Consider the following 14,311-nt stretch of genomic DNA (forward strand, 5'->3'; position numbering starts at 1 on the left):
TCCGTCGATCCGGCGGGGGTGGGGCCGCGACGCCGGGCCGATCGGGGGCGGGGCGGCGGCGCGTCACGGCCGGCCGCTGGCGGCGACGCGGGGTGACGCCGACCGGGGCGAGGACGTAGCCTGCACGTGGTCCACGTCACCTCCGGGGGGTCCGAGGCGGCCCGCGGCGGGAGGCGGACCTGACCGGCGGCGTCGTGCGACGCCGCGCCGCCCGCGCGAGGAGTGCCCAGGATGACCCCGTCCCCCTCCGTCCAGGAGTCCTCCACCCGAGGACCCTCCGACGTCCCGATGCTCGAGCAGACGCTCGCCCAGAACCTCGACGACGCCGCCCGCCGCTCCGGCGCGCGGCCCGCCGTCGTCGAGTGCGGCCCGGACGGGGACCCGGCCACCGGCCGCTCCTGGACCTACGAGCAGCTGCGCGAGGAATCCGTGACGGTGGCCAAGGCCCTCATGGCGGCCGGCTACGAGCCGGGGGACCGGATCGGGCTGTGGAGCCCCAACGTGGCCGAGTGGACCTCGCTGCTCTACGGCGCCGCCCGCGCCGGCGTGATCCTCGTGAACCTCAACCCGGCGTACCGGGCGCACGAGCTCACCTACGTGGTGGAGCAGTGCGGCATGCGCGGGCTGGTGGTGGCCCCGGCCGACGCCCACCAGGACCGTCCCGACATCGCCCGGGACGTCGCCTGCGGCGGGTGCCCCGAGCTGCGCCAGCTGATCATCCTGCCGACCGCCGGCCCGGTCACGGCCGAGTCCTACGCCCACGCGGTGGACGGCGTGCTGGACTGCCGGCCGGAGCCCACCCCCGTCTCCGAGGGCACCTGGAGCGCCTTCCTCGCCGGCGCCGAGCGGGTCTCGGACGAGGAGCTGGCCGCCCGCGAGTCCGCCGTCTCGCCGGAGGACCCGGTGAACCTGCAGTACACCTCCGGCACCACCGGGTTCCCCAAGGGCGTGACCCTGACCCACCGCAACGTGCTGAACAACGGCTTCCACATCGGCGAGCTGCTGGGGTACACGCAGGGGGACACCGTGGTGATCCCGGTGCCCTTCTTCCACTGCTTCGGCATGGTGATCGGTGTGATCGCGGCCGTCTCGCACGGCTCGCTCTGCGTGATCCCGGCCCGCGGCTTCGAGCCGGTGGCCACGCTGCGGGCCGCGGCCGCCACCCGGGCCACCAGCCTCTACGGCGTGCCCGCCATGTTCATCGCCATGCTCGCCCGCCCCGAGGCGGACGAGCTGGACCTGTCCACCCTGCGCACCGGCGTCATGGCCGGCTCCACCTGCCCCGTGGAGGTGATGCGCCGGGTGATCGACCGCTTCCACATGGCCGAGGTGGCCATCTGCTACGGCATGACCGAGACCGCGCCGGTGTCCACGATGACCCGCCGGGACGACTCCCTCGAAGTGCGCACGCAGACCGTGGGCCGCACCATGCCGCACGTGGAGACGAAGATCGTGGACCCGGTCTCCGGGGAGGTCGTGCCCCGCGGCTCCACCGGCGAGCTGTGCACGCGCGGTTACTCGGTGATGCGCGGCTACTGGAACGACGAGGAGAAGACCGCCGAGGTGCTCGACGCCGAGGGCTGGATGCACTCCGGCGACCTGGCCTCCATGGACGAGGACGGCTCCGTGCGCATCGAGGGCCGCATCAAGGACCTCGTGATCCGTGGCGGGGAGAACATCTCCCCCCGCGAGGTGGAGGAGTTCCTCTATACGCACCCGGACATCCAGGACGTGCAGGTGGTGGGCGTGCCGGACGAGCGCTACGGCGAGCAGCTCATGGCCTGCCTGATCATGAAGGACGGGACGCGGCCCCTCACCCCCGAGGACGTGCGCGCCTTCTGCGAGGGGAAGATCGCCCACTTCAAGATCCCCGCCCACGTGCGGGTGCTCGACGCGTTCCCCATGACCGTCTCCGGCAAGGTGCGCAAGGTGGAGCTGCGCGCCGAGGGCGCGAAGCTCGTGGCGGGCGGCGACCGGGACTGACCGGACGGGGAGGCCGGGCCCTCGGACGCGCCCGTGCCTGCTGGACGGCCGCCCGCCCTGCCGCGCCCCCGGCCGGCCCCGCCCTCACGCCCCCGGCCGGCCCCGCCCTCACGCCGCCGGCAGCGGCAGCACGTCCCACACGGTGCACACCGCGTGCGGGGCCGCGCCCAGGATCGCGGCGCGATAGGCCGTGGACCACGCCCGCGCGTCGGGCTCCCGCAGGCGCCACACGCCGCCCGTGAGGATCGCGTCCACGAACTCCGAGGTGTCCGTGGGGGTGCCGTCCTCGGCCACGCCGGGGCTGCGGCGCAGGGAGGCGCCCAGCTCCCCGGCGAGACCCACCGCGTAGAGCTCGGTGCCGTCCGCGTCCAGGACGAGCCCGCAGTCGTCCTCGAAGGCCGTGATCCAGGCCATCGCGTGCCGCATGGCCGCGTCCGGGTCGGGGTGCTCGGACACGATGAGCACGGAGCCGCGCACGCCCGGGCGCAGCGGGCCGGGGGTCCCGGGGCCGTGCGGCTCCGGCTCGCGCGGGGCGAGGCCGGTGTGCGGGCGGGGCTCGAAGGCGGTGGTCATGGCGGTCTCCTCCACGGTCGGGGACCGGGTGCGGCCCCGCGGTCGCCGCACCGGCCGGCGCGGCACCGCCCACCCTAGGAACGGGCCCCGTCGCGGCCGGGGCGGGGCCGGTTCGCTGGGGACGACGCGCGGGGGAGCGGTCGGCTGTGCAGGAGCGGCGGGCACGGCGCCCACGCGGCCCGGCGTCCACCCGGCGCTGCGCAAACCGGGCCCGGCCGTCAGTAGCCCCGGTGGTCGGCGGGCGCGAGCTTCGGGCCGAAGGCCTGCTTGCGCTCGCCGGAGAGGCCGATCATCCGCACCACGCGCTGGCGGTGCCCGGCCCACGGCTCGAGCAGGCGCAGCATCCCGGCGTCGTCGGTGCGACGGCCGGTGAGCACCTGCCCCACGAACTGGGCAAGGTGGTAGTCGCCCACGGCCACGAGGTCCGCGGCCCCGTGGCTGCGCTGCAGGGCCTCGGCGGTGGTCCAGGGGCCGATCCCGGGCAGCGACTCCAGCCGCCGGGCCAGCGCCGCGATCCCCGCCGTGTCCCCGGGCGCCACCGCCGCCCCGAGCCGGTCGATGCTCGCCGCCCGCCGGGCCACCTCGAGCACCGTGCGGGACTGGGCGGGCTGCACCCAGGCCCGCGCATGCCAGTCCCACGAGGGGATGCGCAGCACCGCGGCCGGGCTCGGCGGGGGCAGCATGCCGGCGGGCACCGGGCCGGGGGCGGGGCCGTCGTCGTCGATCCGTGCCGCCAGCCGCACGAGGGTGCGCCAGCCGTGCCGCGCCTGGTCGTGGGTGACCTTCTGCTCGAGCACCACGGTGATCAGCTGCCCGGACAGCGCCCCCGCCGCGGGCAGGCGCAGCCCGGCTCGCGTGCGCCGCGCCTCGCGCACGTGCCGCGGCAGCGCCGGGGCCGACGAGTCCGGGTGCAGCAGCGCGTCGAAGGCGTCCCAGCCGGCGTCGTCCACGCCCAGCAGCCGCTCCACGGACGCCACCGCGGCCCGCGCCCCCGGGCCCCACGCGCGCGCCGTCACCACGGTCCCGGGCCCCGCCGCCTCCCGCGCGCCGGAGACGAGCAGCGACGTCGGCCGGCCCGGCGAGCCCGCGGGCGCGCCCTGATCGGGCACGCGCAGGGTGAGCCAGACGCCCTCCGGGACGGCGCGGACCGTGGGGTCGGCCGCGCCGCGCTGCAGGGGGCGCAGGGTGAGCGGGACGTCCACGGGCACGGGCACGCGCACGCGGCGCACGGCGTCCGGGGCTCTCATGCCCCGCACCGTACACCCGGGCCCGGACGCCCTCCCGTTGCCCCGCGTGTCCGCGCCGCCGTTGACGGGTCCGGGGGCTCGCGTAGCGTGGGGCGGGTGACTGAACAGACCTCCGCGCCCACCCCCGCGCAGCCCATGCAGTACGCCGAGAACGTCCTCGGGCTGATCGGGCGCACCCCGCTCGTGAAGCTGAACTCCGTGACGGAGGGCATCGAGGCCACCGTCCTGGTCAAGGTCGAGTACCTGAACCCGGGCGGCTCGGTGAAGGACCGCATCGCCCTGAAGATGATCGAGGACGCCGAGAAGGCCGGCAAGCTCGCCCCCGGCGGCACCGTGGTGGAGCCCACCTCGGGCAACACCGGCGTCGGCCTGGCGCTCGTGTCCCAGCTGAAGGGCTACCGCACCGTGTTCGTGACCCCGGACAAGGTGGGCCAGGAGAAGCGGGACGTGCTCACCGCCTATGGGGCGGAGATCGTGGTGACCCCCACCTCCGTGGCCCCCGAGTCCGAGGAGTCCTACTACGGCGTGGCGAACCGCCTCGAGCGGGACATCCCCGGCGCCTACCAGCCCAACCAGTTCTTCAACCCGGCCGCCCCGGCCTCCCACTACGAGACCACCGGCCCGGAGATCTGGGAGGACACGGCGCACCGCGTCACCCACGTGGTGATCGGCGCGGGCACCGGCGGCACCATCACCGGCACCGGCCGCTACCTCAAGGAGGTCTCGGTGGACCGGGAGTCCGGCCCCGTGCGCGTGATCGGCGCGGACCCGAGCGGCTCCGTCTACTCCGGCGGCACCGGCCGGCCCTACTTCGTGGAGGGCGTCGGCGAGGACATGTGGGTGGACAACTACGACCCCGCCGTCCCGGACCAGGTCATCGCCGTGGAGGACGCCGAGGCGCTGGCCATGACCCGCCGCCTCGCCGCGGAGGAGGGCCTGCTCGTGGGCGGCTCCTCCGGCCTGGCCGTCGTCGCCGGCCTGCGCGCCGCCCGGGACCTGGGCCCGGAGGACGTCATGGTGATCGTGCTGCCGGACTCCGGCCGCGGCTACCTGGCCAAGATCTTCAACGACCCGTGGATGGACGAGCGCGGCTTCGACTACGACGTCCAGGACACGGTCCTGCCGGAGTGGGCCCGCGGCCGCACGCGCTCGGCGGCGCCCGAGGCGGACGACGACGGCGCGCAGGGGGCCGCCGGCGGCGCCGGCACGCCGGTGGAGGCGCTCGAGCAGGCCGACGCCGCGGCCGGCGCCGACGCCGGGCAGGCGGCGGACGCGCCCGCCGAGGCGGACCGCTGGGCCGCCACGGCCGGCGAGCTGCTCGCCGAGAAGGCGGACCTGTTCCCGGGCTCCGTGCCCACCCTCGTGACCGCCTCGCCCACCACCTCGGTGGCGGACGCCGTGGCCACCATGAACCGCTACGGCGTGGACGCTCTGCCCGTGGTCGTCGAGCCGCGTCACGACCTGCGCATCGGCGAGGTCCGCGGCACCGTGTCCGCCGCCGCGCTGGGCGAGGCGCTCGCGGCCGGACGGGTGCACCCGGGCACCCCCGTGGCCGAGGCCATGGGCCCGGTGCTGCCGTGCATCGGCGCCCGCACCCCGCTGCGCGCCGTCGCCCGCCGCCTCGCCCAGGACCCCACCCTGCTGGTGCTCTCGGCCGGCCGTGTGGCCGGCGTCGTCACCCTGCATGACGTGCTCGCCCACGTGACCGCCTGAGACCCGCCCCGCCGAAGAAGTCGTCAGACGCGCCGCCCGCCGGCGCGCGGAAGGAGAACCGCATGACCACGCACGAGCAGCGCCCCGCCGGATTCGGCACCCGCGCCGTCCACGCCGGCCAGGACCTGGACGAGGTGTACGGGGCCGTCGTCCCGCCCGTCCACCTCTCCAGCACCTACGCGCCCGTGCGCGTGGGCGAGCTGCGCCGCGGCTACGACTACGGCCGCGGCACCAACCCGACCCGCGACGCCCTGCAGACGCAGCTGGCCGCCCTCGAGGCCGGCGTGGGGGAGGACGGGACGCCGCACGCCCTGGCCCTCACCTTCGCCTCCGGACTCGCCGCGGAGACCGCCCTGATCATGGGCGCCGCCGAGCCCGGCACCACGATCGTGATGGGCAACGACGTCTACGGCGGCTCTTACCGCCTGATCTCCAAGGTCCTGGCCAAGTGGGGGATCCGCCACGCGGTGGTGGACATGGGGGACACCGCGAAGGTGGCCGCCGCCGTCGAGTCCGCGGCCGCGCAGGGCCCGGTGATGGTCTGGCTCGAGACCCCGTCCAACCCGCTCATGAAGGTCTCGGACATCGCCGCGATCGCCGAGGTGGCGCACGGCCACGACGCGCTGCTCGTGGTGGACAACACCTTCGCCACCCCGTACCTGCAGACCCCGCTGGCCCTCGGCGCGGACGTGGTGGTGCACTCCACCACCAAGTACATCGGCGGCCACTCGGACGTCATCGGCGGCGCCCTGGTGATCAAGGACCCCGAGCTTGGGGCGCAGGTGCAGTTCCAGCAGTTCGCGGCCGGCGCCGTCAACGGCCCGTGGGACGCCTACCTGACCACCCGCGGCCTCAAGACCCTCGGCGTGCGCATGGACCGCCACCAGGCCAACGCGCAGGCCGTCGCCGAGTGGCTCGCCGGCCGGCCCGAGGTCACGCAGGTGCTGTACCCGGGCCTGCCGGACCATCCGGACCACGAGCTGGCCGCGCGCCAGATGCGCGGCTTCGGCGGCATGGTCTCCTTCCGCCTGGCCGGCGGCGCCGCGGCGGCCCGCACGGTCGCCGAGTCGACCCGCCTGTTCCAGCTGGCCGAGTCCCTGGGCGGCATCGAGTCGCTCATGAACTACCCGGCGGAGATGACCCACGCCTCCGTGGCCGGCACCGAGCTGGCCGTCCCGGACGACCTGCTGCGCCTGTCCGTGGGCATCGAGGACGCCGAGGACCTCGTGGCCGACCTCGAGCACGCCCTGGAGGCCCTCGCCGGCTGACCCGTCCCCACGCCCGACGACGACGGCGCCGCGCCTGCCCCGGCAGTGCGCGGCGCCGTCGTAGCCTGGGGTGATGACCGTCATCGCCTTCGTCAACGCCCACGTCGTCCCCGTCGAGTCCGCGCCCTTCGACGGCGCCCTGATCGTCGAGGACGGCAGGATCACCGCCCTCGGCCCGGACGTCGCCGCCCCGGAGGGGGCCGACGTCGTGGACTGCGAGGGCAAGTGGCTGCTGCCCGGCTTCGTGGACGCCCACGTCCACCTGGGCATGCACGCCGAGGGCGAGGTCGGCACCACCTCGGACGTCAACGAGATGACGGACCCCGTCATGGCCGGCGTGCGGGCCATCGACGCCGTGGACCCCAACGAGCCCGGCTGGCGCGACGCCCTGGCCGGCGGCGTCACCACCGTGAACGTCAACCCCGGCTCCGGCAACCCCATCGGCGGGCAGGCCGTGGCCCTGCACACCCACGGGCGCACCGTGGACGAGATGGTGCTGCGCAGCCCCTCCGGCGTGAAGTCGGCCCTCGGCGAGAACCCCAAGAACGTGTACAAGGAGAAGGGCCGCACCCCCTCCACCCGCCTGGGCACCGCGCTGGTGATCCGCGAGGCGTTCCTGAAGGCCCAGGGGTACCTGGCCCGGCAGGAGGAGGCCGAGCGGGAGGGCAAGCCGTTCACGAAGGACCCGCACATGGAGGCGCTCGGCAAGGTGCTGCGGCGGGAGATCCCGTGGCGGCAGCACTGCCACCGCACGGACGACATCGCCACGGCGCTGCGGATCGCGGACGAGTTCGGCTACGAGCTCGTGCTGGACCACGGCACCGAGGCCCACCCCGTGGCGGACCTGCTCGCCGACCGCGGCGTGCCCGTGCTCATCGGCCCCCTGTTCACCACGAAGTCCAAGCCGGAGCTGCGCGGCCGCTCGATGCGCAACCCGGGCCGCCTGGCCCGCGCGGGCGTGGAGATCAGCATCATCACGGACCACCCGGTCATCCCCATCGACTTCCTCGTCTACCAGGCGGCCCTGTCCGTGAAGGAGGGCCTGGACCCGGAGACCGCGCTGCGCGCCATCACCCTGAACCCGGCCAAGGTGCTGGGCCTCGAGGACCGCATCGGCTCGCTGGCCATGGGCAAGGACGCGGACCTCGTGCTGTGGTCCGGGGACCCGCTGGACGTGATGCAGCGGGCGCTGCGGGTCTGGATCGGCGGGCGCTGCGTGATGGAGTACGACCTCGCCACGGCCCGCCCCGTGGTGGCCTCCGCCCGCCCCGTGGAGGACTGAGGCCGGGCGCCCCGGCGGTGCGGGCGGCGCCGCCGGGGTCAGCGCCGTCGGGGGTCAGCGGCGCCGGGCGTCAGCGCCGTCGGGGGTCACCGGCGCAGGCGCGAGCGCACGGGCGGCAGCCACAGCAGCGCCGCGCCCACGAGCATGATCACCGCGAGGACGATCAGCAGGCCGTTGGCCCGCAGGAACGCGGGCGCGGCCAGCAGCAGCGCGATGAACGTGAGGGTGCCGATCGCGGACCGGCGCCGGCGCAGCAGGCCGATCCAGCCCCACAGGGCGGCCGCGGCGAACAGCGCGACGGTGACGCCCATGGTGAACTGGCCGGTCGCCCCGCCCAGGACGCCCACCGACTCGATGCCGGTCAGCGGGTCCACCACGGGCTCGCCGCTCTCGCGGGCGCGCATCCCGTTCCACACGAACGCCCCGGCGACGGCGGCCAGCACCACGGTCAGCGCCAGCCAGTACATCCGGGCGATCCGCAGCAGCGGGTGCACGAGCCCGGCGTCGGACTCGACGGCGTCCCGCTCGGCCAGGCCGCGCTCGCGGTCCTCGCGGCGGCGGCTCAGGCGCTCCTCGTCCTCGGCGGCGAGACGGGCGCGCTCGGCGCGCAGCCGCGCGTCGTCCGCCCTCTGGCTCTCCTGGAAGGACCGGGCGGCGCGGCCGGCGGCCCGGCCGAGGCCGCGGGCGAGGGGACGGTCTTCGCTGTTCGGGGGCACGCGCCGAGCCTAGCGCGCCGGCTGCGGCAGGGCAGGGGTGTGCGAACGCACACCCGGCGCCCGGGGCCGGGCGGCGCCGGTGCCGTAGACTGGTCCGACCGGATCCGGTCTCTCCCCCTGTGATGAGTGAGCGTGGACGCGTGTGCCACGCCGGAACTGCAGATGTCTGTGCAGATGTGTGTGCGGGCCACGAACGTCGTGGTCCTCGGGGGCTTGCCGGGTGGACGGAATCATCTGACCCAGCTGGCCCCTGCGCCCCACGACGTCGACCCGCGACCGACGTCCTTCGGCGTGCGCCCGCGCATCCCCACAGGAGGACTCCCATGTCTGACGCCCTCGCTCCCCAGACCACGCCCGAGGCCCAGGTCGACGCCGCCGAGCTCGCCGAGGCCCGCCAGGAGGCCGCCGAGGCCGCCGCCCCCGAGGCCGAGACCCCCGAGACCGCCGCCGCGGCCACCGAGACCGACTCCGCCCCCGAGGCCGAGACCGCCGAGGAGCCCGAGGCCCCGGCCGAGCCGGTCGGCCCCACCTTCCTGGACCTCGGCCTGGACGCCCGCGTGCTGGCCGCCGTCGAGGACCTGGGCTACACCCGCCCCTCGCCGATCCAGGAGGCGACCATCCCGCTGCTGCTGGACGGCCGCGACGTCGTGGGCCTGGCGCAGACCGGCACCGGCAAGACCGGCGCCTTCGCCCTGCCGGCGCTGGCCCGCCTGGCCGAGACCGCGGACGTCAACGGCCGCGCGGACACCCCGCAGGTGCTCGTGCTCGCCCCGACCCGCGAGCTGGCCCTCCAGGTGGCCGACGCCTTCGACAGCTACGCCAAGCACCTCGAGGACGTCTCCGTGCTCGCCGTCTACGGCGGCTCCCCGTACGGCCCGCAGCTGGCCGGCCTGCGCCGCGGCGCCCAGGTCGTGGTGGGCACGCCGGGCCGCGTGATCGACCACCTCGAGCGCGGCTCCCTGGACCTGTCCGACCTGCAGACCCTCGTGCTGGACGAGGCGGACGAGATGCTGCGCATGGGCTTCGCCGAGGAGGTGGACCGCATCCTCGCCTCCACCCCGGACACGAAGCAGACCGCGCTGTTCTCCGCCACCATGCCGCCGGCCATCCGCCGCATCTCCGCGCAGTACCTGAACGCACCGGAGGAGGTGGCCGTCGCCCGCCAGTCGACCACGTCCGCCACCATCCGCCAGCGCTACCTGCAGGTGGGCCACCAGTGGAAGCTGGAGGCGTTCACCCGCATCCTCGAGACCGAGGACCACGACGGCGTGATCGCGTTCGTGCGCACGCGCGCCGGCACCGAGGAGCTCGCTCAGAAGCTCAACCGCGCCGGGTTCAAGGCCGTGGCCATCTCCGGCGACATCGCCCAGAAGCAGCGCGAGAAGACCGTGGAGGACCTCAAGGCGGGCCGCGTGGACATCCTCGTGGCCACGGACGTGGCCGCCCGCGGCCTGGACGTGGAGCGCATCTCCCTGGTGGTCAACTACGACATCCCGCAGGACGCCGAGTCCTACGTGCACCGCATCGGCCGCACCGGCCGCGCCGGGCGCCAGGGCGACGCCGTGCTGTTCATGACCCCGCGCGAGCGCTTCCTGCTCAAGCAGATCGAGCGCACCACCCGCCAGCAGGTCGAGGAGATGGCGGTGCCGGCCGTGAAGGACGTCAACGCGGCCCGCAAGCGCCGCTTCGCCGACGGCATCACCCGCACCCTCGAGCGCTCCTCCGAGGAGGAGCTGGCCGTGTTCGGCGAGATCGTGGCCGCGTACGTCGAGGAGCACGACGCCGAGCCGTCCCGCGTGGCCGCGGCCCTGGGCATGATGGCCCAGGGCGGCCGCCCGCTGCTGGCCAAGGAGCAGGAGATCCCCACCGGCCCGCGGGGCCGCAAGGAGCGAGACGGCGGCCGTGACGGCGGCCGGGAGCGCGGCACCGCGGACGGCCGCGGCTCGCGTGGCCCGGCCCGCGAGCCCGCCGCCGGCAACGCCACGTACTGGATCGCCGTCGGGCACCAGGACCGCGTGCGCCCGGGCAACATCGTGGGCGCGCTCGCCAACGAGGTGGGCCTGCCCGCCTCGGCCATCGGCGCGATCGACCTGCGCGGCAACCACTCGCTCGTCGAGCTGCCCGCGGACCTCACCCCGGCCCAGCTCGAGGCCGCGGCGAACATCGAGATCAGCGGCCGCCGGCTGGGCCTGCGCAAGGACACCGGCCGCCCGACCCGCGCCGAGCGCGACGGGGACGAGCGCCGCGGCGGCTTCCGCAAGGACCGCGGCGAGCGCGGCGGCCACGGCGGCCACCGGGGCGGGTTCCGCAAGGACCGCGACGAGCGCGGCTTCCGCGGCGACCGCGAGGAGCGCGGCGGGTTCCGCGGCGACCGTGATGACCGCGGCGATCGCGGTGGCTTCCGCAAGGACCGCGAGGACCGTGGTGGCTTCCGCAAGGACCGTGAGGACCGCGGCGATCGCGGGGGCTTCCGCAAGGACCGTGAGGACCGCGGCGGGTTCCGCAAGGACCGCGACGAGCGGGGCGGCTTCCGCGGCGGCAAGGCCGGTGGCCGCAAGCCCCGCTGGGGCGCCCAGGAGCGCAGCGACCGCGGCCCGCGTCGCTGACCTCTGAAGGGGTGCGGACGACGCCGGAGGCCCGTCCCGACGCCGATTTTGCATCGGCCGGGAAGCCCTGGTAGAGTCTCACCTCGTTGCCCCGATAGCTCAGTGGTAGAGCGCCATCTTGGTAAGATGGAGGTCCCGGGATCGATTCCCGGTCGGGGCTCTGACATGAGAGCCCGCCCTCGCGGCGTGAAAACCGTGAGAGCGGGCGTTCTCATGTCGTGGCGGCGTAGCTCAGCTGGTTAGAGCGCACGACTCATAATCGTGAGGTCGGGGGATCGAGTCCCCCCGCCGCTACCGCAGACGGAAGGACCCGGTCACCTCTTCGGAGGGGCCGGGTCCTTCCGCGTTCCCGGGCCTCCGGCCCCGCCCCCGCCCGGTAGCCTGGCGGGCATGTCCTCGCACCGCCCCTCCTCGCAGCGCCGCCGCGACCGCGGCCCCTCCACGGGGCCGCAGCGCGCCGGCTTCGTCTCCCCGTGGGAGAACGGCTCCTCCCTCTACCGGGCGCTCGTCCTGACCGGCTCGGCGCTGTTCCTGGTGGGCATCGTGCTGGCGGTGGTGGGCGCCACGACGTCGCAGCTCACCGTCTCCTGGTTCGCGCTGGGCGTCCTGGGGCTCGGCGTCGTCGTGCACCTGAGCGCGCAGATGGTGCGCTTCCGCCAGGCCGCGCGACGTCAGGGGCAGCGGCCCCCCGGCCGCTAGGCTGGACGGCAGTCGAGAACCGTCCCGCAGGAGGCCCGAGTTGAGCGTGAACCCCGACGTCGCCGGGCGGAGCTATCCGCCCGCGCCCCCGTTCCAGGTCGGCCGTGAGGCGGTCCGCGCCTTCGCCTCCGCCGTGCAGGCGCAGCACGCCGCCCACCATGACGTGGAGGCGGCCCGCGCCCTCGGCCACGCCGACCTCCTCGCCCCGCCGACCTTCGCCGTCGTGATCGCCCAGCGCGCCGAGGCGGCCGCGGTCGACGACCCCGAGGTCGGCATCGACTTCTCCCGCGTGGTCCACGCGGACGAGCGCTTCGTGCACCACCGCCCGCTCGTGGCGGGGGACGAGGTCGTGGCCACGGTGCGGATCGCCTCCGTGAAGTCGCTCGGCGGCAATGACATGGTCACCACCGTCACCGAGATCGCCGACGCGGACGGCGCGCCCGTCTCCACCGTCACGTCCACCCTGCTGGTCCGGGGAGAGGGGTCCTGATGAGCACCGCCCCCCGCCTGTCCGAGCTGACCAAGGGCGAGACGATCGGCAGCCGCACCGTGCCGCTGACGCGCGCGGACCTCGTGGCCTACGCCGGCGCGTCCGGGGACCACAACCCCATCCACTGGTCGCCGTCCTTCGCCGAGCGCGTGGGCCTGCCCGGCGTCATCGCCCACGGCATGCTCACCATGGGCGCGGCCCTGCAGCTCGTCTCCGACTGGGCCGGGGACCCGGGCGCCGTCGTCGACTACCAGACCCGCTTCACGGGAATGGTGCCGGTCGCGGACACCACGGGGCAGACCGGCGACGACGGCGCGCCCGTCCCCGGCGCGACGCTGCAGGTGGTCGGCAAGGTCGGCGCCGTGGACGAGGCCGCCGGCACCGTGCGCATCGACCTGGACGTCACCAACCCGGACGCGGAGAAGCCGCGCGTGCTGACCAAGGCGCAGGCCGTGGTCCGCCTCGCCACGCCCGCCCCGGCCGCGGGGGAGTCCGCGTGAGCGAGCGGCTGGCCGAGCACACGACCACGCGCGTCGGCGGCCCCGCCCGCGCCTGGGTGACCGCCCGCACCGAGTCCGAGGCGATCGAGGCCGTCCGCGCCGCCGACGCGGCCGGTGAGCCGCTGTTCGTGCTCGGCGGCGGCTCGAACACCCTGATGGCCGACGCCGGCTTCCCCGGCACCGTGGTCCGCCTCGCCTTCGAGGGCATCGAGGTCCGCGAGGGCGCCGAGGCTCGCGAGGGCGACGCGGACGACCAGGACTCTGCCGCCGGCGGGGACCGGGCCGGCGAGGCCGTCGTCGTGCGCGTGGCCGCCGGCCACCCGTGGGACGACGCCGTGGCGTGGACCGTGGAGCACGGCCTCGTCGGGATCGAGGCGCTCTCGGGGATCCCCGGATCCGCCGGCGCCACCCCCGTGCAGAACGTGGGCGCCTATGGGGCGGACGTGTCCCAGGTGCTCGTGTCCCTGCGCGCGTGGGACCGCGAGGCCGGGCAGGTCGTGGAGCTGGGCGCCGAGGAGCTGGAGTTCGGCTACCGGGACTCGATCATCAAGCGCTCCATGCTCGAGACCGGGGCCCCCAGCCCGCGCTGGATCGTTCTCTCCATCGACGTGCGGCTGCGCCGCGCCTCCGGGGCCGCCGAGCCCACCGCCCCCGTGCGCTACGGGCAGCTGGCCTCCGCGCTGGACGTGGCGGAGGGCACGCACGCCCCGCTGGCCGTGGTGCGTCGCGAGGTGCTGGCCCTGCGCGCCGCCAAGGGGATGGTCTCGGACCCGCAGGACCCGGACACCTGGTCCACGGGCAGCTACTTCACCAACCCGATCGTGCCGGCCGCCGTGCGGGCCTCCCTGCCCGAGGGCGCCCCGGCGTTTGCGGCGGGCCGGGCGGCGGACGGCACCGAGCTCGTCAAGCTCTCGGCGGCCTGGCTGATCGACCACGCGGGCTTCGCCAAGGGCTTCGGCCTGCCGGACGTGGCGCCGCGCGAGGGCGGCCCGGACGGCCGCGGCGCGGACGGGGCCGGACTGGCCGGGGGCCGCGCGTCGGTCTCCACGAAGCACACGCTGGCCATGACCAACCGCGGGGACGCGTCCACGGAGGACGTCCTGATGATCGCGCGCACCGTGCGCGACGGCGTGAAGGCGCGCTTCGGCGTCGACCTGCACCCCGAGCCGATGATCATCGGCACGAGCCTCTGACCCCACCGCCCCGCCCCGCCGCTTTCGTGCGGGAAACGGGA

Annotated in this window: 12 protein-coding genes and 2 tRNA genes; 11 read left to right on the forward strand and 3 right to left on the reverse strand. The window is 75.4% G+C overall.

Annotated features, from left to right (window positions below):
• Positions 1-231: 231 nt before the first annotated feature.
• Complete coding sequence (locus tag HDA33_RS00525) at positions 232-1,983, forward strand: AMP-binding protein (RefSeq protein ID WP_184169774.1); 1,752 nt, start codon at positions 232-234, stop codon at positions 1,981-1,983.
• A 108-nt stretch (positions 1,984-2,091) separates the two neighbouring features.
• Here HDA33_RS00525 and HDA33_RS00530 read toward each other — a convergent pair whose 3' ends face one another.
• Positions 2,092-2,556 (reverse strand): hypothetical protein, encoded by a 465-nt coding sequence (locus HDA33_RS00530; protein ID WP_184169777.1) that lies wholly within the window; start codon positions 2,554-2,556, stop codon positions 2,092-2,094.
• Between the two features lie 218 nt (positions 2,557-2,774).
• Positions 2,775-3,803 (reverse strand): DNA-3-methyladenine glycosylase family protein, encoded by a 1,029-nt coding sequence (locus HDA33_RS00535; RefSeq protein ID WP_184169780.1) that lies wholly within the window; start codon positions 3,801-3,803, stop codon positions 2,775-2,777.
• Positions 3,804-3,938: 135 nt separating this feature from the next.
• Here HDA33_RS00535 and HDA33_RS00540 point away from each other — a divergent pair, with 135 nt between their 5' ends.
• The 3 genes from HDA33_RS00540 to HDA33_RS00550 all read left to right on the forward strand — a co-directional run bounded on the left by HDA33_RS00540 (position 3,939) and on the right by HDA33_RS00550 (position 8,066).
• Entirely contained in the window at positions 3,939-5,516 is a 1,578-nt protein-coding gene (locus HDA33_RS00540) for a pyridoxal-phosphate dependent enzyme (protein WP_184173684.1), read from the forward strand.
• 62 nt (positions 5,517-5,578) lie between these two features.
• Positions 5,579-6,784: a cystathionine gamma-synthase gene (locus HDA33_RS00545; RefSeq protein WP_184169783.1), complete on the forward strand. Its 1,206-nt coding sequence runs from the start codon at positions 5,579-5,581 to the stop codon at positions 6,782-6,784.
• A 73-nt stretch (positions 6,785-6,857) separates the two neighbouring features.
• Positions 6,858-8,066, forward strand: coding sequence for an amidohydrolase (locus tag HDA33_RS00550; protein WP_184169786.1), 1,209 nt, complete (start codon positions 6,858-6,860; stop codon positions 8,064-8,066).
• An 86-nt stretch (positions 8,067-8,152) separates the two neighbouring features.
• Here the strand turns inward: HDA33_RS00550 and HDA33_RS00555 are convergent, their stop codons facing one another.
• Positions 8,153-8,782 carry a hypothetical protein gene (locus tag HDA33_RS00555; RefSeq protein WP_184169789.1) on the reverse strand — a complete coding sequence of 210 codons (630 nt, stop codon included), beginning with the start codon at positions 8,780-8,782 and terminating at the stop codon, positions 8,153-8,155.
• Positions 8,783-9,105: 323 nt separating this feature from the next.
• On the opposite strand from HDA33_RS00555, the gene HDA33_RS00560 reads away from it, so the two are divergent.
• From HDA33_RS00560 to HDA33_RS00590, 7 genes are all read left to right on the forward strand, one after another.
• The gene (locus HDA33_RS00560; protein WP_184169792.1) at positions 9,106-11,388 is read left to right on the forward strand and encodes a DEAD/DEAH box helicase; all 2,283 of its coding nucleotides are present in this window, start codon (positions 9,106-9,108) and stop codon (positions 11,386-11,388) included.
• Positions 11,389-11,476: 88 nt separating this feature from the next.
• Positions 11,477-11,548: transfer RNA gene (locus tag HDA33_RS00565), tRNA-Thr, on the forward strand.
• A gap of 60 nt (positions 11,549-11,608) precedes the next feature.
• A tRNA-Met gene (locus tag HDA33_RS00570) sits at positions 11,609-11,682 on the forward strand.
• A 96-nt stretch (positions 11,683-11,778) separates the two neighbouring features.
• A complete protein-coding gene (locus tag HDA33_RS00575) occupies positions 11,779-12,087 on the forward strand; it encodes a hypothetical protein (protein ID WP_184169795.1) in 309 nt (102 codons plus the stop codon).
• A gap of 40 nt (positions 12,088-12,127) precedes the next feature.
• Positions 12,128-12,577: an FAS1-like dehydratase domain-containing protein gene (locus HDA33_RS00580; RefSeq protein WP_184169798.1), complete on the forward strand. Its 450-nt coding sequence runs from the start codon at positions 12,128-12,130 to the stop codon at positions 12,575-12,577.
• On the forward strand, positions 12,577-13,077 hold the full coding sequence (locus HDA33_RS00585; protein ID WP_184169800.1) for a MaoC/PaaZ C-terminal domain-containing protein: 501 nt from the start codon (positions 12,577-12,579) through the stop codon (positions 13,075-13,077). Before HDA33_RS00580 ends, HDA33_RS00585 begins: the two co-directional genes overlap by 1 nt.
• Positions 13,074-14,270, forward strand: a complete 1,197-nt coding sequence (locus HDA33_RS00590) for a UDP-N-acetylmuramate dehydrogenase (protein ID WP_184169803.1) — start codon at positions 13,074-13,076, stop codon at positions 14,268-14,270. Before HDA33_RS00585 ends, HDA33_RS00590 begins: the two co-directional genes overlap by 4 nt.
• The last annotated feature ends 41 nt before the right edge of the window (positions 14,271-14,311 follow it).

It is taken from the genome of Micrococcus endophyticus (genome assembly GCF_014205115.1).
Taxonomy (GTDB): Bacteria; Actinomycetota; Actinomycetes; order Actinomycetales; family Micrococcaceae; genus Micrococcus; species Micrococcus endophyticus.